The following is a 19419-nucleotide window of genomic DNA, read 5'->3' as shown; positions in this document are numbered from 1 at the left end:
GATTAACAAGGAGTTTATCGTTTCGGCTGCGCCGGAAGTGGGGCGAATTATAGACACTTGAAGTTCGCCGTCAAGCCCTTGTTTCGGATTATTCGTTTTTTAGCGTAATGCGGGCAAAAGCCTTCTTCCCGGCCTGCACTATATGGGTCGCACCCAGTGTGAAGACGAATGCCCGATCTACCACGACGCCATCGACACGAACACTTCCGGCATTAAGTAGATCGCGAGCGCCCGCGGCGTTCTTGACCATCCCTGCTTTATTAAGGATAGCGGCAATGGGCATATCTTCCGCGCCTGCGATATCCATTTCCGGCAGATCCTCCGGCAACTCGCCCTCCTTCATGCGATTGCCCGCAGCCTTGTGCGCGCTTTGGGCGGCTTCCTCGCCATGGAATCGCGCGACGATTTCTTCGGCGAGCTTGATCTTGATGTCACGAGGATTGGCGCCGGCCTCCACGTCAGCCTTGAACGCTTCGATCTCGTCCATGCTGCGAAAGCTGAGCAGTTCGAAGTAACGCCACATCAACGCATCCGGGATGGAGACCAGCTTGCTGTACATGATGCCGGGCGCTTCCTGGATGCCGACGTAGTTACCCAGCGACTTGGACATCTTCTTCACGCCGTCCAAGCCTTCCAGCAACGGCAGGGTGACGATGCACTGAGCTTCCTGACCATAGGCGCGCTGCAACTCGCGCCCCATCAACAAGTTGAATTTCTGGTCGGTACCGCCCAGCTCGACGTCTGCGCGCAGGGCGACAGAGTCATAACCCTGAACCAGTGGATAGAGGAACTCGTGGATGGCGATCGGCTGGTTGCTGGTGTAGCGCTTGCTGAAGTCGTCACGCTCGAGCATGCGCGCCACGGTGTACTGCGAAGCCAGGCGAATGAAATCGGCCGGGCTGAGGACGTCCATCCAGGTAGAGTTGAACGCCACCTCGGTTTTGGCCGGGTCAAGGATCTTGAACACCTGGGCCTTGTAGGTTTCGGCATTCTCGAGCACCTGCTCACGGGTCAAGGGCGGGCGCGTGGCGCTCTTGCCACTGGGATCACCGATGGAGCCCGTGAAGTCACCTATAAGGAAGATGACCTGGTGACCCAGCTCCTGGAACTGCCGAAGCTTGTTGATCAGCACCGTGTGACCCAGGTGCAGATCCGGAGCGGTGGGGTCGAAGCCTGCCTTGATACGCAGCGGCTGACCGCGCTTGAGCTTCTCGACCAGTTCGGATTCGACCAGCACCTCTTCCGTGCCGCGCTTGATCAGCGCCAGCTGCTCTTCAACAGACTTCATATAGGTCCTACAACGCTCGGATTCAAAGGGCCCAACGATACAAGATCACGGGTCAAATACAAGGCGCGAGCACAGATGTGACTCATTGGCGCCAAGCAAACGTCTGCGAGCTTGCTTTAGAGGGGTTTTGGTTATATTTTATACAGTTATTTCATCTTCATCATGTCATTCATCTCATCTTTCCATCTTCAAAAGTCAAAAAATCACCTATGACCAAGCAACCGCCTAAAGCGCCGCCGCTTTATCCGAAAAGCCACCTTGTGGCTGCCAGCGGCATAGCCGCCCTCCTCAGCCTTGCCTTGCTGGTATTCCCCTCCAGTGATGTGGAAGCAAAGCGCACCACCATGAGCCTGGAAATGCCGGCTCCCGCAGAACAGCTCAAGGACGCCGAACAGGACACTCCGGTAGCCCCGATCGCCGAGCAGGCTGCTCCCGCGCCATTCGCCCAGATCGAGACCAGCGATTCGACAGACACCGAGCAGGCTGCACAGCCAGCTGCGCCGGCTACTTCTCAGGCAGCTGCAAGCAAGGAAGCGACTGTCGCCAAGGACGTCGCAGCGGTCAAGAAAGAGCCTTCGCACCGTCAAGTCGTTGTGGCCAAGGGCGACACGCTCTCCACGCTGTTCGAAAAGGTTGGCCTGCCAGCTTCCACCGCCGCCCAAGTGGTAGGCACTGACAAGAAGGCCAAGCAGTTCACCCAGCTCAAGCGTGGGCAACTGCTGGAGTTCGAGCTGTCGCCGGAAGGCGATCTGCTGGGCCTGCACAGCAAAGTCAGCGAGCTGGACACCATCCGCCTGACCAAGGCCGGCAATGGTTTCGCATTCGAGCGTGAAACCAGCAAGCCAGTGACGCGCGAAGCCTATGCGCACGGAGTCATCAAGAACTCCCTGTCGCAATCTGCGGCGCGCGCTGGACTGTCCCACAGCCAGACCATGGACATGGCCAGCATCTTCGGCTACGACGTGGACTTCGCTCAGGATATTCGCCAGGGCGATGAGTTCGATATCGTCTACGAGCAGCGTGTGCTCAACGGCAAGGTGATCGGCACTGGCGGCATCCTGGCCGCGCGCTTTACCAACCGCGGCAAGACCTATACCGCAGTCCGGTACACCAACAAGCAAGGCAACAGCAACTACTACACCGCCGATGGCAACAGCATGCGCAAGGCGTTCATTCGTACACCGGTGGACTTTGCCCGCATCAGCTCGCGCTTCTCGATGGGCCGCAAGCATCCGATCCTGAACAAGATTCGCGCGCACAAGGGTGTCGATTATGCAGCGCCACGGGGCACGCCGATCAAAGCCGCCGGTGATGGCAAGGTAACGCTGGCCGGCCGCCGCGGTGGCTACGGCAATACCGTGATCATCCAGCACGGCAACAGCTACACCACGCTGTACGGGCACATGCAGGGCTTTGCCAAGGGCATCAAGACCGGCGGCAGCGTCAAGCAAGGCCAGGTCATCGGCTACATCGGCACCACCGGTTTGTCCACGGGCCCGCACTTGCACTACGAGTTCCAGGTCAATGGTGTCCATGTTGACCCACTGGGCCAGAAGCTGCCGATGGCCGACCCGATTGCCAAGGCCGAAAAACAGCGTTTCAACCAGCTGAGCCAGCCGTTGATGGCGAAGATGGACGCTGAGCGGACGACGCTGTTGGCGAGCAAGCGCTGAGTCATGACTTACTACCTGGGGGTAATGTCCGGCACCAGCCTGGACGGGCTGGACATTGCCCTGATCGAGCAGGACCGCTCGACTCGGCTGGTCGCGACACACTACGTGCCTATGCCCGAAGCGCTGCGCCAGCAACTGCTGGAACTGTGCGCCAGCGGGCCGGATGAGATAGCCCGGGCCGCTCTGGCGGAAAACCAGTGGGTCGCGTTGGCGGCTGATGGCATATCGGCCTTGCTCACCGCACAGCAACTGGCCCCTGCAGACATCCGTGCCATCGGCAGCCACGGCCAGACCGTTCGCCACGAGCCTGCCCGTGGCTTCACCGTGCAGATTGGCAACCCTGCCCTGCTGGCAGAACTGACCCAGATCACCGTGGTAGGCGATTTTCGCCGCCGCGATGTCGCAGCCGGTGGTCAAGGTGCTCCCCTGGTGCCGGCTTTCCACGAGGCCCTGTTCGGCGCCGAAGGCGAGGCGCGTGCGGTGCTCAACGTGGGTGGTTTCAGCAACCTCAGCCTGATTGGCGGGAATACGCCGGTCAGCGGTTTCGATTGCGGACCTGGCAATGTGCTGATGGATGCCTGGATTCAGCTCAAGCGCGGCCTGGACTATGACCAGGGTGGCGCCTGGGCAGCAACCGGCACGCTACAGCCGCATTTGCTCGGCGCGCTGCTGGGCGACCCGTTCTTCGCTGGCAGCGGACCGAAAAGCACGGGCCGCGAGGTGTTCAATCTGGGGTGGCTGCAGCGACACCTGGAGGCGCGGCCCGCGCTCGCCGATGCCGACGTTCAGGCAACGCTTCTCGAGCTGACCGCGCAGAGTACCGTACAGTCGCTGCGTGTCGCCCAGCCGACCACCCATGCGCTGCTGGTCTGTGGCGGCGGCGCGCACAACCAGACGCTGATGACGCGCCTGCAAGCCTTGTTGCCAGACACTCAGGTGGCCAGTACGGCGAAAGCCGGTGTCGACCCGGACTGGGTCGAGGCAATGGCGTTCGCCTGGCTGGCCGATTGCTGCCTGCAGGGCATAGCCGCCAATCGGCCGAGCGTGACTGGCGCACGCGGCCTGCGAGTACTGGGCGCTATATACCCGGCTTGAAGCCTGACGCCTGAAACGAAAACGCCGCGCAGATGCGCGGCGTTTTTGTTGGCGCTGGATCAGATCGAGAAGGACTGACCGCAACCGCAAGTGGTGCTGGCGTTCGGGTTGTTGATGACGAACCGCGAACCTTCCAGACCTTCCTGGTAATCCACCTGCGCGCCGGCCAGGTACTGGAAGCTCATGGGATCGACCACCAGGCTGACGCCTTCGCGCTCGACGATGGTGTCGTCTTCGGCAACGTCTTCATCGAAGGTGAAGCCATACTGGAAGCCCGAGCAGCCGCCACCGGTGACGAAGACGCGCAGCTTGAGGCGATCATTACCCTCTTCGTCGACCAGGTTCTTGACCTTGATGGCGGCCCCTTGGGTGAATTGCAAAGCCATGGGGGTAAAGGATTCGACGCTCATGTAGAAGTTCTCCCGGCGTACGCCGTCATAATGCTCAATGGCGGCATTATCCGCTTCTCCTACGAAAATGGTCAAGAATTAGCCAGTGGCAAACGCAAAGAGGCCCGCAAGCGGGCCTCTGGAAACCACTGCGGCAAGCGTCAGGGCAGCATGCCGGCGTGAGACAGACCGAAGCGCTCGTCCAGGCCGAACAGGATGTTCATGTTCTGTACGGCCTGGCCCGACGCCCCCTTGACCAGGTTGTCGATGACCGAAAGCACGACGACCAGATCACCGCCCTGTGGGCGATGCACGGCGATCCGGCAGACATTGGCGCCGCGTACGCTGCGGGTCTCGGGGTGGCTGCCGGCCGGCATGACATCGACGAACGGCTCGTCGGCATAACGCGCCTCGTACAACGCCTGCAGATCGACCGATTTGTCGACGACGGTGGCGTACAGCGTGGAGTGAATGCCACGGATCATTGGAGTGAGATGGGGAACGAAGGTCAGGCCCACTTCGCCGCCAGCCGCGCGACGCAGGCCCTGGGTGATTTCAGGCAGATGGCGATGCCCCTTGACTGCGTAGGCCTTCATGCTTTCACCCGCCTCGCAGAACAGCGAGCCTACGCTGGCGCCACGACCCGCGCCGCTGACACCCGACTTGCAGTCGGCGATCAGGCGCGTGTTGTCGGCCAGGCCGGCCTCGAGCAGCGGCAGGAAACCCAGCTGGGTGGCCGTGGGATAGCAACCCGGCACGGCGATCAGACGCGCCTGGCGGATCTGCTCGCGGTTGACCTCGGGCAAGCCGTAGACAGCGTCGACCAGCAGCTCGGGTGCACCATGGGGCTGGCCGTACCATTTGGCCCATTCATCGGCATCCTGCAGACGGAAGTCGGCGGACAGGTCGATGATCCTGGTTCCCGCCGCGAGCAGCTCACCGGCCAGGGCATGGGCGACGCCATGGGGCGTGGCGAAGAACACCACGTCGCAAGCACCCAACGTCTTGATGTCAGGGACGCTGAACGCCAGGCCGTCGTAGTGGCCTCGCAGGTTGGGGTACAGGTCGGCAACGGGCAGGCCAGCCTCGGATCGGGAGGTAATGACCTCTACCTGCGCCTGCGGATGCTGCGCCAGCAGACGCAGTAGTTCGACCCCGGTATAACCCGTGCCGCCGACGATACCGACCTTGACCATAAAATGCCCTCTTCACGATGCGACTGGAAAGCCTTCGATGATAGGGGGCCTGCGTCTGTGTAACAACCGTTGAGATGACGTGAGCGCTGGCAGACTCTACTATCGACGCTACCGTGAACCTGGGAATAACTGGAAATGCTTTATCTATGGATCAAGGCCCTGCACATCGTCAGCGTTGTCTGCTGGTTTGCCGGGTTGTTCTACCTGCCGCGCCTGTTCGTCTACCACGCCCAGAGCGAGGACACCGTCAGCCGCGAACGCTTCGCCGTCATGGAGCGCAAGCTGTACCGCGGGATCATGACGCCGGCGATGATCGCCACGTTCATCTTCGGCATCTGGCTGATCGCGCTGTCGCCGGGCTGGATGAGCCAGGGGTGGATGCATGCCAAGCTGACCCTGGTCATCTTGTTGACCGGCTATCACCACGTATGCGGCGCGCAGATGAAGCGTTTCGCGCGGGGCGAAAACAAGCGCAGCCATGTGTTTTTCCGCTGGTTCAACGAAATTCCGGTGCTGGTGCTGCTGGCCGTGGTGATTCTGGTGGTGGTCAAGCCATTCTGATCCTGCGCACAAGCAACGCGCTCAAAGCCGGTGCGCCCTGTAGACTGTCCATATGAAATCGCGCCAGCTTGCCTGGCGCGGGTATGGAGAATTCGATGACCCGTTATGCCATGATCACAGGCGCGTCGGCAGGCCTGGGCCTGGCCATGGCCGAAGCCCTGGCCAGGCGCGGACGCAGCCTGCTGCTGGTGGCGCGCCACCGTGACCCGCTGGAAATCATTGCCGCTGAACTGACCCAGCGCTTTGGTGTGGAAGTACTGTTTCGTGCCTGTGACCTCGGCGAGCCATTGCGGCTATCCGGCTTCCTGCTGGAGCTCGAGGAAAGCGAACGTCAGATCGACCTGCTGGTGAACTGTGCCGCCGTGCGCTCCCATGGGCACTTTCTTGCCCAGGACTGGAGCCAGGAACAGGACCTGATCGAACTGAACATTCTGGCCCTGACCCGCCTCTGCCATGCCCTGGGCAACGCCATGGCCGTGCAGGGCGGTGGGCAGATTCTCAATGTAGCCTCGCTGGCCGCGTTTCAACCCGGCCCATGGATGAGCAGCTATGCGGCCAGCAAGGCCTATGTCCTGCATTTTTCCGAAGGGTTGCGCGAGGAACTCAAGCAGACCGGGGTGAGGGTCTCGGTGCTGTGTCCGGGCCCCGTACGCGCAAGCCAACGGCGAATTCCGCGCCTGGCGGGCAGCTCGCTGGTGCTGGACGCCGAGCAGGTCGCCTTGCAGACCGTGCGCGCGCTCGCCCGCGATCGCGCGGTGATCGTACCCGGACGGCGCAATGGCTGGCTGGCAAGGGCTCCACGCCTGTTCCCGCGCTGGCTGACGCGGAGATTGGCCGGGTGGATCAACAAGGCCTATGCCCCGCATTGAAGCAGGCAACACTGGGCGCTGGACGCAAGCCTCAGTACACTGACCCTTCGACCGCCATGGAGATGCATTGTGGATACTCTGTTTACCAAGATCATCAACCGGGAGATTCCGGCCAGGATCATCTACGAGGACGACCAGGTGTTGGCCTTCCACGATATTGCGCCCCAGGCTCCGGTGCATTTCCTGGTCATCCCGAAAAAGGCCATTCGTACGCTCAACGACCTGACCGAAGACGACAAGGGCCTGGCAGGGCACATTCTGTTCACCGCCCAGCGCCTGGCCAAGGAGCTGGGTTGCGAAGAAGGTTTCCGGGTGGTGATGAACTGCAACGAACTGGGCGGTCAGACCGTCTACCACATACACATGCATGTGCTGGGGCAGCGCCAGATGAACTGGCCGCCCGGCTGACCGGCATTCATTCGAGCCGCAGCCCAGTGCTGCGCGCTCGTGCGCCAACATGCAGGCAAGATTTCAACGGAGGTGCCCATGGCTACCCAGCGTCACTACTCGCCGATTGACCGATTGTTGCTGCAGGCCGACACGGCCATGCGCACCCTGCTGCCGTTCAGCGGCCATCCGTCGCGACCGTCGCCGGCCGTCGTCCAGCCCGAGGTGACGATGGACAAGCAACAGAGCCGGCACGTGGCCGGACTGATGCGCATCAATCACACCGGTGAGGTCTGCGCGCAGGCACTGTACCAAGGCCAGGCACTGACCGCGAAGCTGCCCCAGGTGCGCAAGGCCATGGAGCATGCAGCAGAAGAGGAAGTGGATCACCTGGCCTGGTGCGAGCAGCGCATTCGTCAATTGGGCAGCCATACCAGTGTGCTCAATCCGCTGTTCTATGGGATGTCGTTCGGTATCGGTGCAGCCGCAGGGATTATCAGTGACCGTGTGAGCCTGGGCTTCGTGGCAGCCACCGAGCACCAGGTGGTCAAGCACCTCGACGAGCATCTGCTGCAACTGCCTGCCGAGGACGTGAAATCGCGGGCGATCCTGGCGCAGATGCGCAGTGATGAGCAGGCCCACGCCGAATCGGCGCTCGACGCCGGCGGAGCCAGGTTTCCGGCACCGATACGCTTTGGCATGAGTTTGCTGGCCAAGGTCATGACCAAGAGCACCTATCGCATCTGAATGCGCATGGGGCATGCAGAAAGGGCGCTCGGTGAGCGCCCTTTTTCATTCACCCCAGCTCGACGATCTCGTAGTCATGGGTAATCTCGACGCCGGCGCGTCCCAGCATGATGGATGCCGAGCAGTACTTCTCTGCCGAGAGTTCCACCGCACGCTTGACCTGGGCCTCTTTCAAACCGCGGCCCTTGACCACGAAATGCAGGTGGATCTTGGTGAAGACCTTGGGGTCTTCGCTGGCGCGTTCGGCTTCCAGAAAGGCCTCGCAGCTTTCGATGGGTTGCCGCGATTTCTTGAGAATGCTGACCACGTCATAGTTGCTGCAGCCGCCCAGGCCCAGCAGCAACATTTCCATGGGGCGCACGCCCAGGTTGCGACCGCCGCTTTCGGGAGGCCCGTCCATGACCACGACATGGCCGCTGCCTGACTCGCCCAGAAACATGGCCTCGCCGGCCCATTGAATACGCGCCTTCATCTTTCCGGACTCCCGTGTTCATAAAGCGGGTGAGCTTAACACAGCGCAGTTGTAACGATTGATGAGGCAGGATCGGCCGAAGCGCCTGTCTCGCCGTCTAAATGGCGTGTGACTCTAGAGTGTGTCTGATAAGCTGACGCCAATGTACTGGCGTATCGCCGTGATTCATGCAGATAGATTGCCCTTTCCGGAACCAAGTCATGACCGCTGCCGCGCACAAGATCAAGAACCTCGAGAAGCTGCTCGCACACGGTCAGCGTTATCGGTTCGCCGCCAAGACCACCTTGATCGCCGCAGGTGCGCGTGACGACTCGCTTTCGTTGATTCTCAAAGGTTCGGCGACGGTGGTGATCGAGGCGGAGGAAGGTCGGGAGCTGGTGATTGCCTACCTCAACGTTGGCGATTTCTTCGGCGAGCTGGGCCTGTTTCAGACTGCAAGCGGCACACAGGCACACAACGCATGGGTACGCGCCAAGACCGAATGCGAAGTGGTGCAGATCAGCTATGCCGCGTTTCGCGAATTGGCCCAGCAGGAGCCGGAGATGCTCTACGCGGTGGGTGGACAGATGGCGCAACGTCTGCGCGACACCACGCGCAAGGTCGGCGACCTGGCGTTCTTCGATGTGACCGGACGGGTTGCCCGCTGCCTGCTCGACCTGTGCAAGCAGCCCGACGCCATGACCCACCCCGATGGCATGCAGATCAAGATCACCCGGCAGGAAATCGGGCGTATCGTGGGTTGTTCACGGGAGATGGTCGGTCGCGTGCTCAAGGACCTGGAGGAGCGCAGCGTGGTCCATGTCAAGGGCAAGACCATGGTGGTGTTCGGCACGCGCTGAGCGCAAGGCAGCCTCGACGCTCGGGCAGCGTTCAAGCCAACGCCGACAGCATCCGCGTATAGACGGCGTGCAGCTCGTCGATCAGGTCAGGGGCGGGATGACGCTCATGCAGCGCGATATGGCTGTCGGCCTTGACCCGCTGTTCCAGACCACACTGCCGATTGAACAGATTGACCGCTGCTGCCATGGATTCACGCTCGTCATCCATCAGCATCGCCCCGTGCACCAACACCACCGGACGTGTGCCGCTCAAGCCCTGGCGCCAACGCTGCGCCGTGCCGACCCATTTGCGGCCGTCGAGATTGACGTTGAAACGGCCATCGCAAAAAGCCCCTTCTATTTCCCCCAACGACGCACTGCCACCCAGCCGTTCAAGGGCATCGAGCAACGGCTGGCACAGGCGGCGGTAAGCCGTTTCGATACGGTGCTGGTCGCCCTCAGGCTGCGGAGCGACATACACCAACGCGACGTTGATGGTGGATGACGACTGCGGCACCGGTTCGCCGCCAGTTTCGCGCAGCAGCACCGGCCAGCCGCTGGCGGCCGAGGCGAGGCTGGCCTCCTGGAAACCATCGAGGCGGCTCATGCGTCGTGGCATCACCAGCGTGCGATCCGTCGGGCACCAGAACAGCAAACCCCAGGCTTGCTCGCCTTTGCAGACAGCGCCGAGCAGATCCTGCTCGGCGCGCAAACCCTGTTCCGTAGGCAAATGCACAAGCATTGACTGAGACTCATGAGGTGAAGGCCAAGGCGGCCGTTGGATCAGGGGAAGAACAACCGCTGCAGCTCCAGGCCTGGATCTTCGGCGCGCATGAATGCTTCGCCGACCAGGAAGGAATAGACCCCGTTTATTTCCATCAACTGGACATCGGCGCGGTTGAAAATTCCGCTTTCGGTGATCACCAGGCGATCACGTGGAATGCGTGGAAGCAGATCCAGGGTGGTTTCCAGGCTGACGTCGAAGGTGTGCAGGTTGCGGTTGTTGACCCCGACCAGCGGTGTGTCCAGGGTGTTCAGCGCGCGCTCCAGCTCATCGCCGTCGTGCACTTCGACCAGCACGTCGAGGCCGAGCCCTTTGGCCACGGCGGCAAGTTCAGCCATTTGCGCATCCTGCAGTGCCGAGACGATCAGCAGAATACAGTCGGCACCCAGTGCCCGTGCCTCGATCACCTGATAGGGATCGATCATGAAGTCCTTGCGGATCACCGGCAGCTGGCAGGCGCCGCGTGCCTGTTGCAAGTACAGGTCGGCGCCCTGGAAAAAGTCGATGTCGGTCAGCACCGACAGGCAGGTAGCCCCGCCCTTCTCGTAGCTGCGGGCGATGTCGGCCGGAACGAAGTGTTCGCGGATGACGCCCTTGCTTGGCGAGGCTTTCTTGACCTCGGCGATCACGGCTGGCCGCTTCGAAGCAGCCTGGGTGATCAAGGCCTGGGCAAACCCGCGCGGCGCGTCGGCCGCGGCGGCAAGACGCTCAAGCTCGGCGAGGCTGACTCGCGCGCGCCGCTCGGCCACTTCCTGCGTCTTGCGCGCCAGTATGTTTTCCAGCACGGTGGGCACGCTCATGCTTCGTTCTCCTGCTTGAATACCGCGGTAAAGGCACCCAGTTCTTCGAGCTTTTCGCGGGCCAGCCCGGTGTGCAATGCATCGTGAGCCATGGCCACGCCCTCTTTCAGGCTGCTCGCCACATCGGCAGCGTACAGCGCAGCGCCGGCGTTGAGCACGATCATTTCGGCCGCTTTCTCGCCCTGCTCGGTCTTGCGCCGACCCAAGGCGTCGCGGATCAATTCGAGCGAGGCTGCCGGGCTGTCGACCACCAGGCCATGCAAGCTCTGGCTCTTGATGCCGAGGTCTTCGGGCTCGACCCAATATTCGCTGACCTCGCCATTCTTGAGCTCGGCAACGAAGGTCGGCGCGGCAAGGCTGAATTCGTCCAGGCCATCGCGCGAATGCACCACCAGTACATGCTTGCTGCCCAGGCGCGCGAGCACTTCGGCCAGCGGTCGGCACAAGGCCTGAGTGAACACACCCACCACCTGATGCTTGACGCCGGCCGGGTTGGTCAGCGGGCCGAGCATGTTGAACAGGGTTCGCAGGCCCAGGTCGCGGCGCGGGATGGCCGCGTGCTTCATGGCACTGTGATGGGCCTGGGCGAACATGAAGCCGATGCCGACGCTGTCGATGCAGCGGGCGACCTGCTGTGCGTCCAGGTTGAGGTAGACGCCAGCAGCTTCGAGCAGGTCGGCGCTGCCGCTCTTGCCCGACACCGCGCGGTTGCCATGCTTGGCCACCGTGCAGCCGGCTGCCGCGACGACCAATGCCGAGGCGGTGGACACGTTGAAGATGTTGGCGCCGTCGCCACCGGTGCCGACGATGTCGACCACTTTGTCCAGGGTTCGCAGTTCGACCTTGCTGGCGAGTTCGCGCATTGCCGTCACGGCGCCGACGATCTCGTCGATGGTTTCGCTTTTCATGCGCATGCCCATCATGAAGGCGCCGATCTGCGCTTCGCTGCACTGGCCGGTCATGATGTCGAGCATCACCGCGCGCATTTCCTCGGTGGTGAGGTCCAGCTGGCTGACGATACGGGTCAGCGCGCTCTTGATATCCATGGGTATTCCTTAGCCCTGGCGGCTGCCGCCGGTCTGCTTGAGAAAGTTGGCGAACAGCTCGTGGCCTTGCTCGGTCAGGATCGATTCGGGGTGGAACTGCACGCCTTCGACATTCAGGGTCTTGTGGCGCAGGCCCATGATTTCGTCCACCGTGCCGTCTTCGTGGGTCGTCCAGGCCGTGAGCTCCAGGCACTCGGGCAAGGTCTGCGCCTTCACGACCAATGAATGGTAGCGGGTGACCGTCAGCGGATGGTTGAGACCTTCGAACACGCCCAGGTCGGTGTGGGTGATCGGGCTGGTCTTGCCGTGCATGACCTGACGGGCGCGGACCACGTCGCCACCGAAGGCCTGGCCGATGGACTGATGGCCCAGGCAGACGCCAAGGATCGGCAGCTTGCCGGCAAAATGCCGGATCACGTCTAGGGAAACACCGGCTTCGTTGGGGGTGCAGGGGCCAGGCGACACGACGATGCGCTCAGGTGCCAAGGCTTCGATCTGGGCGATGCTGAGTTCATCGTTGCGGATGACTTTGACGTCGGCGCCCAGTTCGCCCAGGTACTGCACGACGTTGTAGGTAAAGGAGTCGTAATTGTCGATCATGAGCAACATGGTGCTTAACCTCTCGAATCTGCTGACGGACCACCGGCTCGCTGGAACCGGTGGACACTGGCTTGCCGGGTCCGGAATCAGTCTGGCGACTGCTCGGCCAGGGCCACGGCCTTGAACATGGCGCGACGTTTGTTCAGCGTCTCTTCCCATTCCAGCGCAGGCACCGAGTCGGCGACGATGCCGCCGCCTGCCTGCACGTGCAGCTCGCCGTTCTTGATGACCGCGGTACGAATGGCGATCGCGGTGTCCATGTTGCCGTTCCAGGCGAAGTAGCCGACCGCGCCGCCGTAGACACCGCGCTTGACCGGCTCCAGCTCGTCGATGATTTCCATGGCGCGGATCTTCGGCGCGCCGGACAAGGTGCCGGCCGGCAGAATGGCACGCAGGGCGTCCATCGCGGTCAGGCCCTGCTTGAGGTGGCCGGTCACGTTGGACACGATGTGCATCACGTTGGAGTAACGCTCGATGACCATCTTTTCGGTCAGCTTCACCGAGCCGACTTCCGATACCCGGCCCACGTCGTTGCGGCCCAGGTCGATCAACATCAAGTGCTCGGCGATCTCCTTGTCGTCGGACAGCAGGTCGACTTCAAGCGCATGGTCGGCTTCTTCGGTAGCACCGCGTGGGCGCGTTCCGGCAATCGGGCGTACGGTGATCAGATCGTCCTCGACACGCACCAGTACTTCGGGTGAGCTGCCGACCACATGGAAGTCGCCGAAATTGAAAAAGTACATGTAGGGCGTTGGGTTGAAGCAGCGCAGTGCGCGGTACAGGTCGATCGGCGCGGCCTTGAAGTCGATGGACATGCGCTGCGACGGCACCACCTGCATGACGTCGCCCGCCAGGATGTACTCCTTGATGGTGTCGACGGCGCCTTCGTAGTCGGACTGGGTAAAGCTTGAGCGAAACACCGGGTCACTGGCCTGCGGGCGGTTGAAATCCAGACCGCGGCGCGGAACGATGGGCTGGCGCAGTCGCTCCATCAAGGTTTCCAGCTGGCTGCGGGCCTGTTCGTAGGCGTCGGCCTGGGCCGGATCGGCGAGGACGATGGCGTGCATCTTGCCCGCCAGGTTGTCGAACACCACCACCGCGTCGGACACCATCAGCAGGATGTCCGGAACCCCCAGCGGATCGGGGTTGGGGCACTGGCCCAGGCGTTTTTCAACGTAGCGCACGCAGTCGTAGCCGAAGTAACCGACCAGGCCACCGTTGAAGCGTGGCAGACCGGCAATGCTCGGCACGTTGTAGCGTGCCTTGAAAGCTTCGACGAAGGCCAACGGGTCTTCGACTTCGCACGCTTCGATCTCGACGCCGTCGCAGGTCACGCTGGCGTGGTAGCCATGGACGCGCAGGACGGTGCGGCACGGCAGGCCGATGATCGAGTAACGGCCCCACTTCTCGCCGCCCTGCACAGATTCCAGCAGATAGGAATTGGGCTGGTCGGCCAGCTTCAGGTAGATGGACAGGGGGGTGTCGAAGTCGGCCAGGGTTTCGTGGGCCATCGGAATGCGGTTGTAGCCTTCGGCAGCCAGGCGCAGGAAGTCTTCGCGGGTCATGATTCAGCCTCGTGATGGAGGGGTCGAACGGTCTGTGGGCAAACGTTGGAACGGAAAAGTCAGGCGCGCCAACGCCAGCGGGCCAGGGCCTTGATGACTTTCATCCAGAGTTTGCGAGTGACCACCACGATGGAATCTCTATGAGCGGGGGATTTGCCGTTGGCCAACGTTATCCCAGTGGCCGGATCGAAGCAACCAGGCATCAGCGCGCGCAGATCGTCGATCACCAGCGCCGGTGATTCCTCGGCGATCGGACGCCCGTGATTGTAGCCGTAGCTGAGCGCAATACAGGTCACGCCGGCAGCCTTGGCCGCCTGCACGTCGCTGCGTGAATCGCCGACGAACAATGAATGCTGCGCCTTGACCTTGGCCATTTTCATGACGAAAAACAGGGCAGCCGGATCGGGCTTCTGCTGGGGCAGCGTGTCGCCGCCAATGATCCACTTGAAATAGCGGCCCAGGCCCATCTGGTCCAGCAAGGGGGCGACGAAGCGCTCCGGCTTGTTGGTGATCAGCGCCATCTTCACGCGTTTCTTGTGCAGCCATTTCAGTGTTTCGTGCACGCCTGGGTAGACCTGGGTCAAGGCATGGCTGGACGCATAGGCCGCCGAAAAAAGCTCGAGGGCGTGCGCGGTTTCCGCCTCGCCCACGTGCTGGTGCTCGAGGCCACCCGCGAGCGCCCGGCGAACCAGCACGCGGGCACCGTTGCCAACCCATTCGCGGACAGCTTCGAGCCCCGCCGGCGCGCGCCCCAGCTGGGCCAGCATGGTGTCGACGGCGGCGGCCAGATCGGGTACGGAGTCCACCAGCGTGCCGTCCAGGTCGAACATCACCAGCCGTGGCAGGCCGCCGGGAAACAGCCGCTCCATGGCACTCATGAACGGGCCAGCGTCAATTCCGTGCGCATTTGCTCGATCACATGGCGGTAGTCCGGCGCGTTGAAGATGGCCGAGCCGGCAACGAAAGTGTCGGCCCCGGCGGCGGCGATCTCGCGGATGTTGGCGACGTTGACGCCACCGTCGATCTCCAGGCGGATATCGCGGCCGCTGGCGTCGATCAGGGCGCGGGCTTCGCGCAGCTTGTTCAGCGTACCGGGAATGAACTTCTGGCCGCCGAAGCCGGGGTTGACGCTCATCAGGAGGATCATGTCGACCTTGTCCATGACGTATTCGAGCAGGTTCAGCGGTGTGGCCGGGTTGAATACCAGACCAGCCTTGCAGCCGCCCTCGCGGATCAATTGCAGCGAGCGGTCGATGTGCTGGGTCGCCTCGGGGTGGAAGGTGATGTAGCTGGCACCTGCCTCGATGAAGTCGCCGATGATGCGGTCGACCGGGCTGACCATCAGGTGCACATCGATGGGCGCGCTGACGCCGTATTTGCGCAGCGCCGCACACACCATCGGGCCGATGGTGAGGTTGGGGACATAGTGGTTGTCCATCACGTCGAAGTGGACGATATCGGCGCCAGCGGCGAGTACGTTATCGACTTCTTCGCCCAGGCGGGCGAAGTCCGCGGAGAGGATGGACGGGGCAATTGCGAAGGGCTGCATGGCGCACCTATTCAGGCTGGAATCACGGTGGCGCGCATTGTAGCTCAGGCGGCATGAGCGGGCGAATTGCGCTGGAGCAGATCAGGATTCGCTGTGGTTTGTCAGGGACACCAGGGTGAGCCTTTCGCGGCCGATGACCGCTCCTACGGAGGCCTTTACCGGGCTGGACGACATCGCATGGTCTTTGTCCGGTTGTCGTAGGAGCGGTCTGTGGCCGCGAAAAGGACGACGCGGTTTGCCTGGGACAACGGGGTGGGCCTTTCGCGGCCGATGACCGCTCCTACGGGATGTGAGGAGTGCTCATCGGGTGCGTTAATGGACGGCGGCGGTGCGCAGCTTTTCGCCGCGGCCGCGCAGCCATTCCAGTACCAGCAGCAGCAACACCGAGAAGACGATCAGCAGGGTGGCGGCGGCGGCGATGGTCGGGCTGAGGTTCTCGCGGATGCCGCTGAACATCTGCCGAGGCAAGGTGGCCTGCTCCGGCCCGGCCAGGAACAGGGTCACCACCACTTCATCGAACGAGGTGGCAAAGGCGAACAGCGCGCCGGAAATCACCCCCGGTGCAATCAGCGGCAGGGTCACCCGACGGAACGTGGTCAGCGGCGAAGCGCCAAGGCTGGCCGCCGCCCGTACCAGGTTGTGGTTGAAACCCTGCAACGTCGCCGACACCGTGATGATCACGAACGGTACACCCAGCACCGCGTGCACCACGATCAGCGAGAGAAAGCTGTTGCCCATCCCCAGCGGCGCGAAGAACAGATAACTGGCCACGCCGATGATCACCACCGGTACCACCATCGGCGAAATGACCAAGGCCATCACCAGGGACTTGCCAGGGAAGTCGCCGCGGGTCAGACCGATTGCTGCCAGGGTACCGAAGATCATCGCGACGACCGTGGCGGCCGGGGCGATGATCACGCTGTTGCGCAGCGCGCGCATCCACTCTGCCGAACCGAAGAAATCCTGGTACCAGTGCAGCGAAAAGCCCTGCAGGGGATACACCAGAAAGCTGCCGGAGTTGAACGACAGCGGAATGATCACCAGTACCGGCAGGATCAGGAACAGCAGAATCAAACCGCACAGGATGCGCAGGGTGTAGAACCACAGGCGTTCGATGGGCGACAGGTAAGGGCTCGTCATGTCAGTGTTCCTCAGCTCAGGCGCAGGCGGCTGGCGCCGACCAGCCAGCTATAGATCAGGTACAACACCACGGTGGCCAGAAGCAGCAGGCCGCCCAGCGCGGTCGCCATTCCCCAGTTGATGCTGGTGTTGGTGTAGAAGGCCACGAAGTAGCTGACCATCTGGTCGTTGGGGCTGCCCAGCAGCGCCGGAGTGATGTAATAGCCGATGGCCAGGATGAACACCAGCAGGCAGCCGGCGCCAACCCCGGCGTAGGTCTGCGGGAAGTACACCCGCCAGAAGCTGGCGAACGGATGGCAACCCAGGGAAATGGCCGCACGCATGTAAGTGGGCGAGATGCCTTTCATCACGCTGTAGATGGGCAGGATCATGAACGGCAGGAGGATGTGCACCATGGAGATATAGACCCCGGCGCGGTTGAACACCAGCTCCAGCGGTTTATCGATGATGCCCATGGCCATCAGCGCGCTGTTGATCAGGCCGCCCGATTGCAGCAGCACGATCCAGGCGGCGACGCGCACCAGGATGGACGTCCAGAACGGCAGCAGCACCAGGATCATCAGCAGGTTGCTCTGCCGGGTCGGCAGGTTGGCCAGCAGATAGGCCAAGGGATAGGCTAGCGCCAGGCAGATGGCGGTGATTACCAGCCCCATCCAGAACGTGCGGGCGAAGATGTCCAGGTAGATCGCCTGGTCCGGCGTGGCGGGGGCGACTTCGCCAAGATCGTCGATGCGGTGATCGACCGCCGCCAGCAGGTAGAACGGCGTGATGGCGCTGGTGTTGCGGCGGATCGCCTGCCAGTAGGCCGGGTCACCCCAGCGCTCGTCGAATGCCTGCAGCGCCTCTTTATAGGAGACCGGTTCGGTCTTGAACGGCAGGGCACGCGCGGTTTTCGCCAGCAGGCTGCGGTAGCCGGCCAGCTCCATGTTCAGACGCTTGGACAGATCGCCCAGGCTTTGATTCTTGCGCGATTCGGCGAGGTCCTCGGCCAGTGACCGGTACACCGGTTCGTCGGGCAGGCCCTTGCCGTCCCACGCGGTCACGGCCGCCACGGTGCGCGGCATGCCTTCGACCACTTCGGGGTTGCCGACGCTTTTGTACAAGAGCGCGGCGATGGGCACCAGGAACACCAGCAGCAGGAACAACACCAGCGGCGCAATCAACGCCTGGGCTTTCCAGCGGTTGAGTCGTTCGGCCCGTGACAGCCGCTGTTTCAAGGTGAGGCTGGGGTCCGGTTTGAGAGGCACTGCGACGGCCATGGTCAACTCCGCGAATCATTCAGGTCGAAAAAGGCGCGCCCGGCAGGCGCGCCCATGACAGCGTTGCCGCGACGCGTGTTACTTGGCAGCCCAGGCATTGAAGCGCTGTTCCAGTTGCTCGCCGTTGTCGGCCCAGAAGCTCACGTCGATCTGCACCTGATTGACGATGTTTTCCGGCGTGGTCGGCATGTCCTTGAGAATGTCCTTGTTCAGCAGCGGCACGGCCTGGGTATTGGCAGGGCCGTAGGCGATGTTTTCCGAGTAGGTTTTCTGCTGCTGCGGCGCGACCGACCAGGCGATGAATTTCTTGGCGGCCTCGACATTCTTCGCACCCTTGGGAATGGCCCAGGCGTCGAAGTCATAGATGCCACCGTTCCAGACCACTTTCAGGTTGCTCTCTTTCTGCACGGCAGCGATGCGCCCGTTGTAGGCCGAGCTCATGACCACATCGCCGGAGGCGAGGTACTGCGGCGGTTGGGCACCGGCTTCCCACCACTGGATGCTGGGCTTGAGTTCATCGAGTTTCTTGAAGGCGCGGTCCTGGCCGGCCTTGGTGGCGAGCACCGAATACACGTCTTTGGGCGCCACGCCGTCGGCCATCAGGGCGAATTCCAGGGTGTACTTGGCACCCTTGCGCAAGCCACGCTTGCCCGGGAATTCCTTGGTGTTCCAGAAGTCGGTCCAACCGGTGGGCGCCGTCTTGAGTTTGTCGGCGTTGTAGGCCAGCACTGTGGACCAGACGAAGAAACCTACACCGCAGGGCTGGATGGCACCCTTGACGAAGTCTTCCTGCTTGCCGAACAGCGCCGGATCGAGCTCTTCGAACATGCCCTCGTCGCAGCCGCGGGACAGCTCGGGCGATTCCACCTCCACCAGGTCCCAGGACACGCTCTTGGTATCGACCATGGCCTTGACCTTGGCCATCTCGCCGTTGTACTCACCGGCGACGATCTTGCCGGAGCCGGCCTTTTCCCACGGTTCGTAGAACGCCTTGACCTGCGCGGCCTTGTTGGCCCCGCCGAAAGACACCACGGTCAGGTCGGTAGCGGCCAACGCCTGGCCGGCCCAGAACAGGCCGAGCGTCAGCCCGGTCAATTTCAAGTGCTTGAGCATTTAATCGTCTCTCCAAGTGCAGGTGGGTCAAGCGCGGGGCGATGGTTCGCCTCTGATCGTTTTGGTAC

The 19419-nt window shown here is 62.3% G+C and carries 21 protein-coding genes; 7 read left to right on the top strand and 14 right to left on the bottom strand.

Going from position 1 to position 19419, the window contains the following annotated elements; translation table 11 throughout:
• Positions 1-88: 88 nt before the first annotated feature.
• Positions 89-1288, bottom strand: coding sequence for a tyrosine--tRNA ligase (tyrS, locus tag IFT44_RS19295; RefSeq protein ID WP_192056420.1), 1200 nt, complete (start codon positions 1286-1288; stop codon positions 89-91).
• A gap of 209 nt (positions 1289-1497) precedes the next feature.
• On the opposite strand from tyrS, the gene IFT44_RS19290 reads away from it, so the two are divergent.
• Together IFT44_RS19290 and IFT44_RS19285 are read left to right on the top strand one after the other, a co-directional pair.
• Entirely contained in the window at positions 1498-2961 is a 1464-nt protein-coding gene (locus IFT44_RS19290; protein WP_192176437.1) for a peptidoglycan DD-metalloendopeptidase family protein, read from the top strand.
• Between the two features lie 3 nt (positions 2962-2964).
• Positions 2965-4056, top strand: a complete 1092-nt coding sequence (locus IFT44_RS19285) for an anhydro-N-acetylmuramic acid kinase (RefSeq protein WP_192138248.1) — start codon at positions 2965-2967, stop codon at positions 4054-4056.
• A 59-nt stretch (positions 4057-4115) separates the two neighbouring features.
• On the opposite strand, the gene erpA is transcribed toward IFT44_RS19285, so the two are convergent.
• Both erpA and argC read right to left on the bottom strand, forming a co-directional pair.
• Positions 4116-4466 (bottom strand): iron-sulfur cluster insertion protein ErpA, encoded by a 351-nt coding sequence (gene erpA / locus IFT44_RS19280; protein ID WP_122477191.1) that lies wholly within the window; start codon positions 4464-4466, stop codon positions 4116-4118.
• A gap of 140 nt (positions 4467-4606) precedes the next feature.
• The gene (argC, locus tag IFT44_RS19275; protein WP_192138246.1) at positions 4607-5641 is read right to left on the bottom strand and encodes an N-acetyl-gamma-glutamyl-phosphate reductase; all 1035 of its coding nucleotides are present in this window, start codon (positions 5639-5641) and stop codon (positions 4607-4609) included.
• A gap of 135 nt (positions 5642-5776) precedes the next feature.
• Here argC and hemJ point away from each other — a divergent pair, with 135 nt between their 5' ends.
• From hemJ to coq7, 4 genes are all read left to right on the top strand, one after another.
• Positions 5777-6202 carry a protoporphyrinogen oxidase HemJ gene (gene hemJ, locus IFT44_RS19270; RefSeq protein WP_122477187.1) on the top strand — a complete coding sequence of 142 codons (426 nt, stop codon included), beginning with the start codon at positions 5777-5779 and terminating at the stop codon, positions 6200-6202.
• Positions 6203-6297: 95 nt separating this feature from the next.
• The gene (locus tag IFT44_RS19265; protein ID WP_192056428.1) at positions 6298-7071 is read left to right on the top strand and encodes an SDR family NAD(P)-dependent oxidoreductase; all 774 of its coding nucleotides are present in this window, start codon (positions 6298-6300) and stop codon (positions 7069-7071) included.
• A 69-nt stretch (positions 7072-7140) separates the two neighbouring features.
• Positions 7141-7479, top strand: coding sequence for a histidine triad nucleotide-binding protein (locus tag IFT44_RS19260; protein ID WP_043192498.1), 339 nt, complete (start codon positions 7141-7143; stop codon positions 7477-7479).
• A gap of 78 nt (positions 7480-7557) precedes the next feature.
• Positions 7558-8205, top strand: coding sequence for a 2-polyprenyl-3-methyl-6-methoxy-1,4-benzoquinone monooxygenase (gene coq7, locus IFT44_RS19255; protein ID WP_122714957.1), 648 nt, complete (start codon positions 7558-7560; stop codon positions 8203-8205).
• Between the two features lie 49 nt (positions 8206-8254).
• Here the strand turns inward: coq7 and IFT44_RS19250 are convergent, their stop codons facing one another.
• Positions 8255-8677, bottom strand: coding sequence for an OsmC family protein (locus IFT44_RS19250; protein ID WP_122477181.1), 423 nt, complete (start codon positions 8675-8677; stop codon positions 8255-8257).
• A 200-nt stretch (positions 8678-8877) separates the two neighbouring features.
• Here IFT44_RS19250 and crp point away from each other — a divergent pair, with 200 nt between their 5' ends.
• Positions 8878-9516 (top strand): cAMP-activated global transcriptional regulator CRP, encoded by a 639-nt coding sequence (gene crp / locus IFT44_RS19245; RefSeq protein WP_122714955.1) that lies wholly within the window; start codon positions 8878-8880, stop codon positions 9514-9516.
• 31 nt (positions 9517-9547) lie between these two features.
• Here crp and IFT44_RS19240 read toward each other — a convergent pair whose 3' ends face one another.
• The 10 genes from IFT44_RS19240 to IFT44_RS19195 form a co-directional block, all read right to left on the bottom strand.
• Positions 9548-10237, bottom strand: coding sequence for a lipoate--protein ligase family protein (locus IFT44_RS19240; protein WP_192138242.1), 690 nt, complete (start codon positions 10235-10237; stop codon positions 9548-9550).
• 41 nt (positions 10238-10278) lie between these two features.
• The gene (gene trpC, locus IFT44_RS19235) at positions 10279-11079 is read right to left on the bottom strand and encodes an indole-3-glycerol phosphate synthase TrpC (RefSeq protein WP_192104448.1); all 801 of its coding nucleotides are present in this window, start codon (positions 11077-11079) and stop codon (positions 10279-10281) included.
• Entirely contained in the window at positions 11076-12125 is a 1050-nt protein-coding gene (trpD, locus tag IFT44_RS19230) for an anthranilate phosphoribosyltransferase (protein WP_122477175.1), read from the bottom strand. Before trpD ends, trpC begins: the two co-directional genes overlap by 4 nt.
• A gap of 9 nt (positions 12126-12134) precedes the next feature.
• A complete protein-coding gene (locus tag IFT44_RS19225) occupies positions 12135-12734 on the bottom strand; it encodes an aminodeoxychorismate/anthranilate synthase component II (protein ID WP_122477174.1) in 600 nt (199 codons plus the stop codon).
• Positions 12735-12811: 77 nt separating this feature from the next.
• Positions 12812-14290, bottom strand: a complete 1479-nt coding sequence (trpE, locus tag IFT44_RS19220; protein WP_192176436.1) for an anthranilate synthase component I — start codon at positions 14288-14290, stop codon at positions 12812-12814.
• A gap of 59 nt (positions 14291-14349) precedes the next feature.
• A complete protein-coding gene (locus IFT44_RS19215; protein ID WP_192176435.1) occupies positions 14350-15168 on the bottom strand; it encodes a phosphoglycolate phosphatase in 819 nt (272 codons plus the stop codon).
• Positions 15165-15839 carry a ribulose-phosphate 3-epimerase gene (rpe, locus tag IFT44_RS19210; protein WP_122477170.1) on the bottom strand — a complete coding sequence of 225 codons (675 nt, stop codon included), beginning with the start codon at positions 15837-15839 and terminating at the stop codon, positions 15165-15167. Before rpe ends, IFT44_RS19215 begins: the two co-directional genes overlap by 4 nt.
• Before the next feature lie 312 nt (positions 15840-16151).
• The gene (locus IFT44_RS19205) at positions 16152-16979 is read right to left on the bottom strand and encodes an ABC transporter permease (protein WP_122795540.1); all 828 of its coding nucleotides are present in this window, start codon (positions 16977-16979) and stop codon (positions 16152-16154) included.
• Between the two features lie 11 nt (positions 16980-16990).
• On the bottom strand, positions 16991-18238 hold the full coding sequence (locus IFT44_RS19200) for an ABC transporter permease (RefSeq protein ID WP_192176434.1): 1248 nt from the start codon (positions 18236-18238) through the stop codon (positions 16991-16993).
• 78 nt (positions 18239-18316) lie between these two features.
• On the bottom strand, positions 18317-19351 hold the full coding sequence (locus IFT44_RS19195) for an ABC transporter substrate-binding protein (RefSeq protein ID WP_122477167.1): 1035 nt from the start codon (positions 19349-19351) through the stop codon (positions 18317-18319).
• Positions 19352-19419 lie beyond the last annotated feature (68 nt).

This window comes from Pseudomonas sp. CFBP 13710 (assembly GCF_014842235.1).
GTDB classification, from domain to species: domain Bacteria; phylum Pseudomonadota; class Gammaproteobacteria; order Pseudomonadales; family Pseudomonadaceae; genus Aquipseudomonas; species Aquipseudomonas baltica.
The sequence above is the reverse complement of the archived record's forward strand: the minus strand, read 5'-3'. Positions and strand labels throughout refer to the sequence as shown.

Bases quoted from the DNA above. Each gene is read 5' to 3' on its own strand.
- tyrS (WP_192056420.1), bottom strand. From the start codon at position 1,288: ATGAAGTCTGTTGAAGAGCAGCTGGCGCTGATCAAGCGCGGCACGGAA.
- IFT44_RS19290 (WP_192176437.1), top strand. From the start codon at position 1,498: ATGACCAAGCAACCGCCTAAAGCGCCGCCGCTTTATCCGAAAAGCCAC.
- IFT44_RS19285 (WP_192138248.1), top strand. From the start codon at position 2,965: ATGACTTACTACCTGGGGGTAATGTCCGGCACCAGCCTGGACGGGCTG.
- erpA (WP_122477191.1), bottom strand. From the start codon at position 4,466: ATGAGCGTCGAATCCTTTACCCCCATGGCTTTGCAATTCACCCAAGGG.
- argC (WP_192138246.1), bottom strand. From the start codon at position 5,641: ATGGTCAAGGTCGGTATCGTCGGCGGCACGGGTTATACCGGGGTCGAA.
- hemJ (WP_122477187.1), top strand. From the start codon at position 5,777: ATGCTTTATCTATGGATCAAGGCCCTGCACATCGTCAGCGTTGTCTGC.
- IFT44_RS19265 (WP_192056428.1), top strand. From the start codon at position 6,298: ATGACCCGTTATGCCATGATCACAGGCGCGTCGGCAGGCCTGGGCCTG.
- coq7 (WP_122714957.1), top strand. From the start codon at position 7,558: ATGGCTACCCAGCGTCACTACTCGCCGATTGACCGATTGTTGCTGCAG.
- IFT44_RS19250 (WP_122477181.1), bottom strand. From the start codon at position 8,677: ATGAAGGCGCGTATTCAATGGGCCGGCGAGGCCATGTTTCTGGGCGAG.
- crp (WP_122714955.1), top strand. From the start codon at position 8,878: ATGACCGCTGCCGCGCACAAGATCAAGAACCTCGAGAAGCTGCTCGCA.
- IFT44_RS19240 (WP_192138242.1), bottom strand. From the start codon at position 10,237: ATGCTTGTGCATTTGCCTACGGAACAGGGTTTGCGCGCCGAGCAGGAT.
- trpC (WP_192104448.1), bottom strand. From the start codon at position 11,079: ATGAGCGTGCCCACCGTGCTGGAAAACATACTGGCGCGCAAGACGCAG.
- trpD (WP_122477175.1), bottom strand. From the start codon at position 12,125: ATGGATATCAAGAGCGCGCTGACCCGTATCGTCAGCCAGCTGGACCTC.
- IFT44_RS19225 (WP_122477174.1), bottom strand. From the start codon at position 12,734: ATGTTGCTCATGATCGACAATTACGACTCCTTTACCTACAACGTCGTG.
- trpE (WP_192176436.1), bottom strand. From the start codon at position 14,290: ATGACCCGCGAAGACTTCCTGCGCCTGGCTGCCGAAGGCTACAACCGC.
- IFT44_RS19215 (WP_192176435.1), bottom strand. From the start codon at position 15,168: ATGAGTGCCATGGAGCGGCTGTTTCCCGGCGGCCTGCCACGGCTGGTG.
- rpe (WP_122477170.1), bottom strand. From the start codon at position 15,839: ATGCAGCCCTTCGCAATTGCCCCGTCCATCCTCTCCGCGGACTTCGCC.
- IFT44_RS19205 (WP_122795540.1), bottom strand. From the start codon at position 16,979: ATGACGAGCCCTTACCTGTCGCCCATCGAACGCCTGTGGTTCTACACC.
- IFT44_RS19200 (WP_192176434.1), bottom strand. From the start codon at position 18,238: ATGGCCGTCGCAGTGCCTCTCAAACCGGACCCCAGCCTCACCTTGAAA.
- IFT44_RS19195 (WP_122477167.1), bottom strand. From the start codon at position 19,351: ATGCTCAAGCACTTGAAATTGACCGGGCTGACGCTCGGCCTGTTCTGG.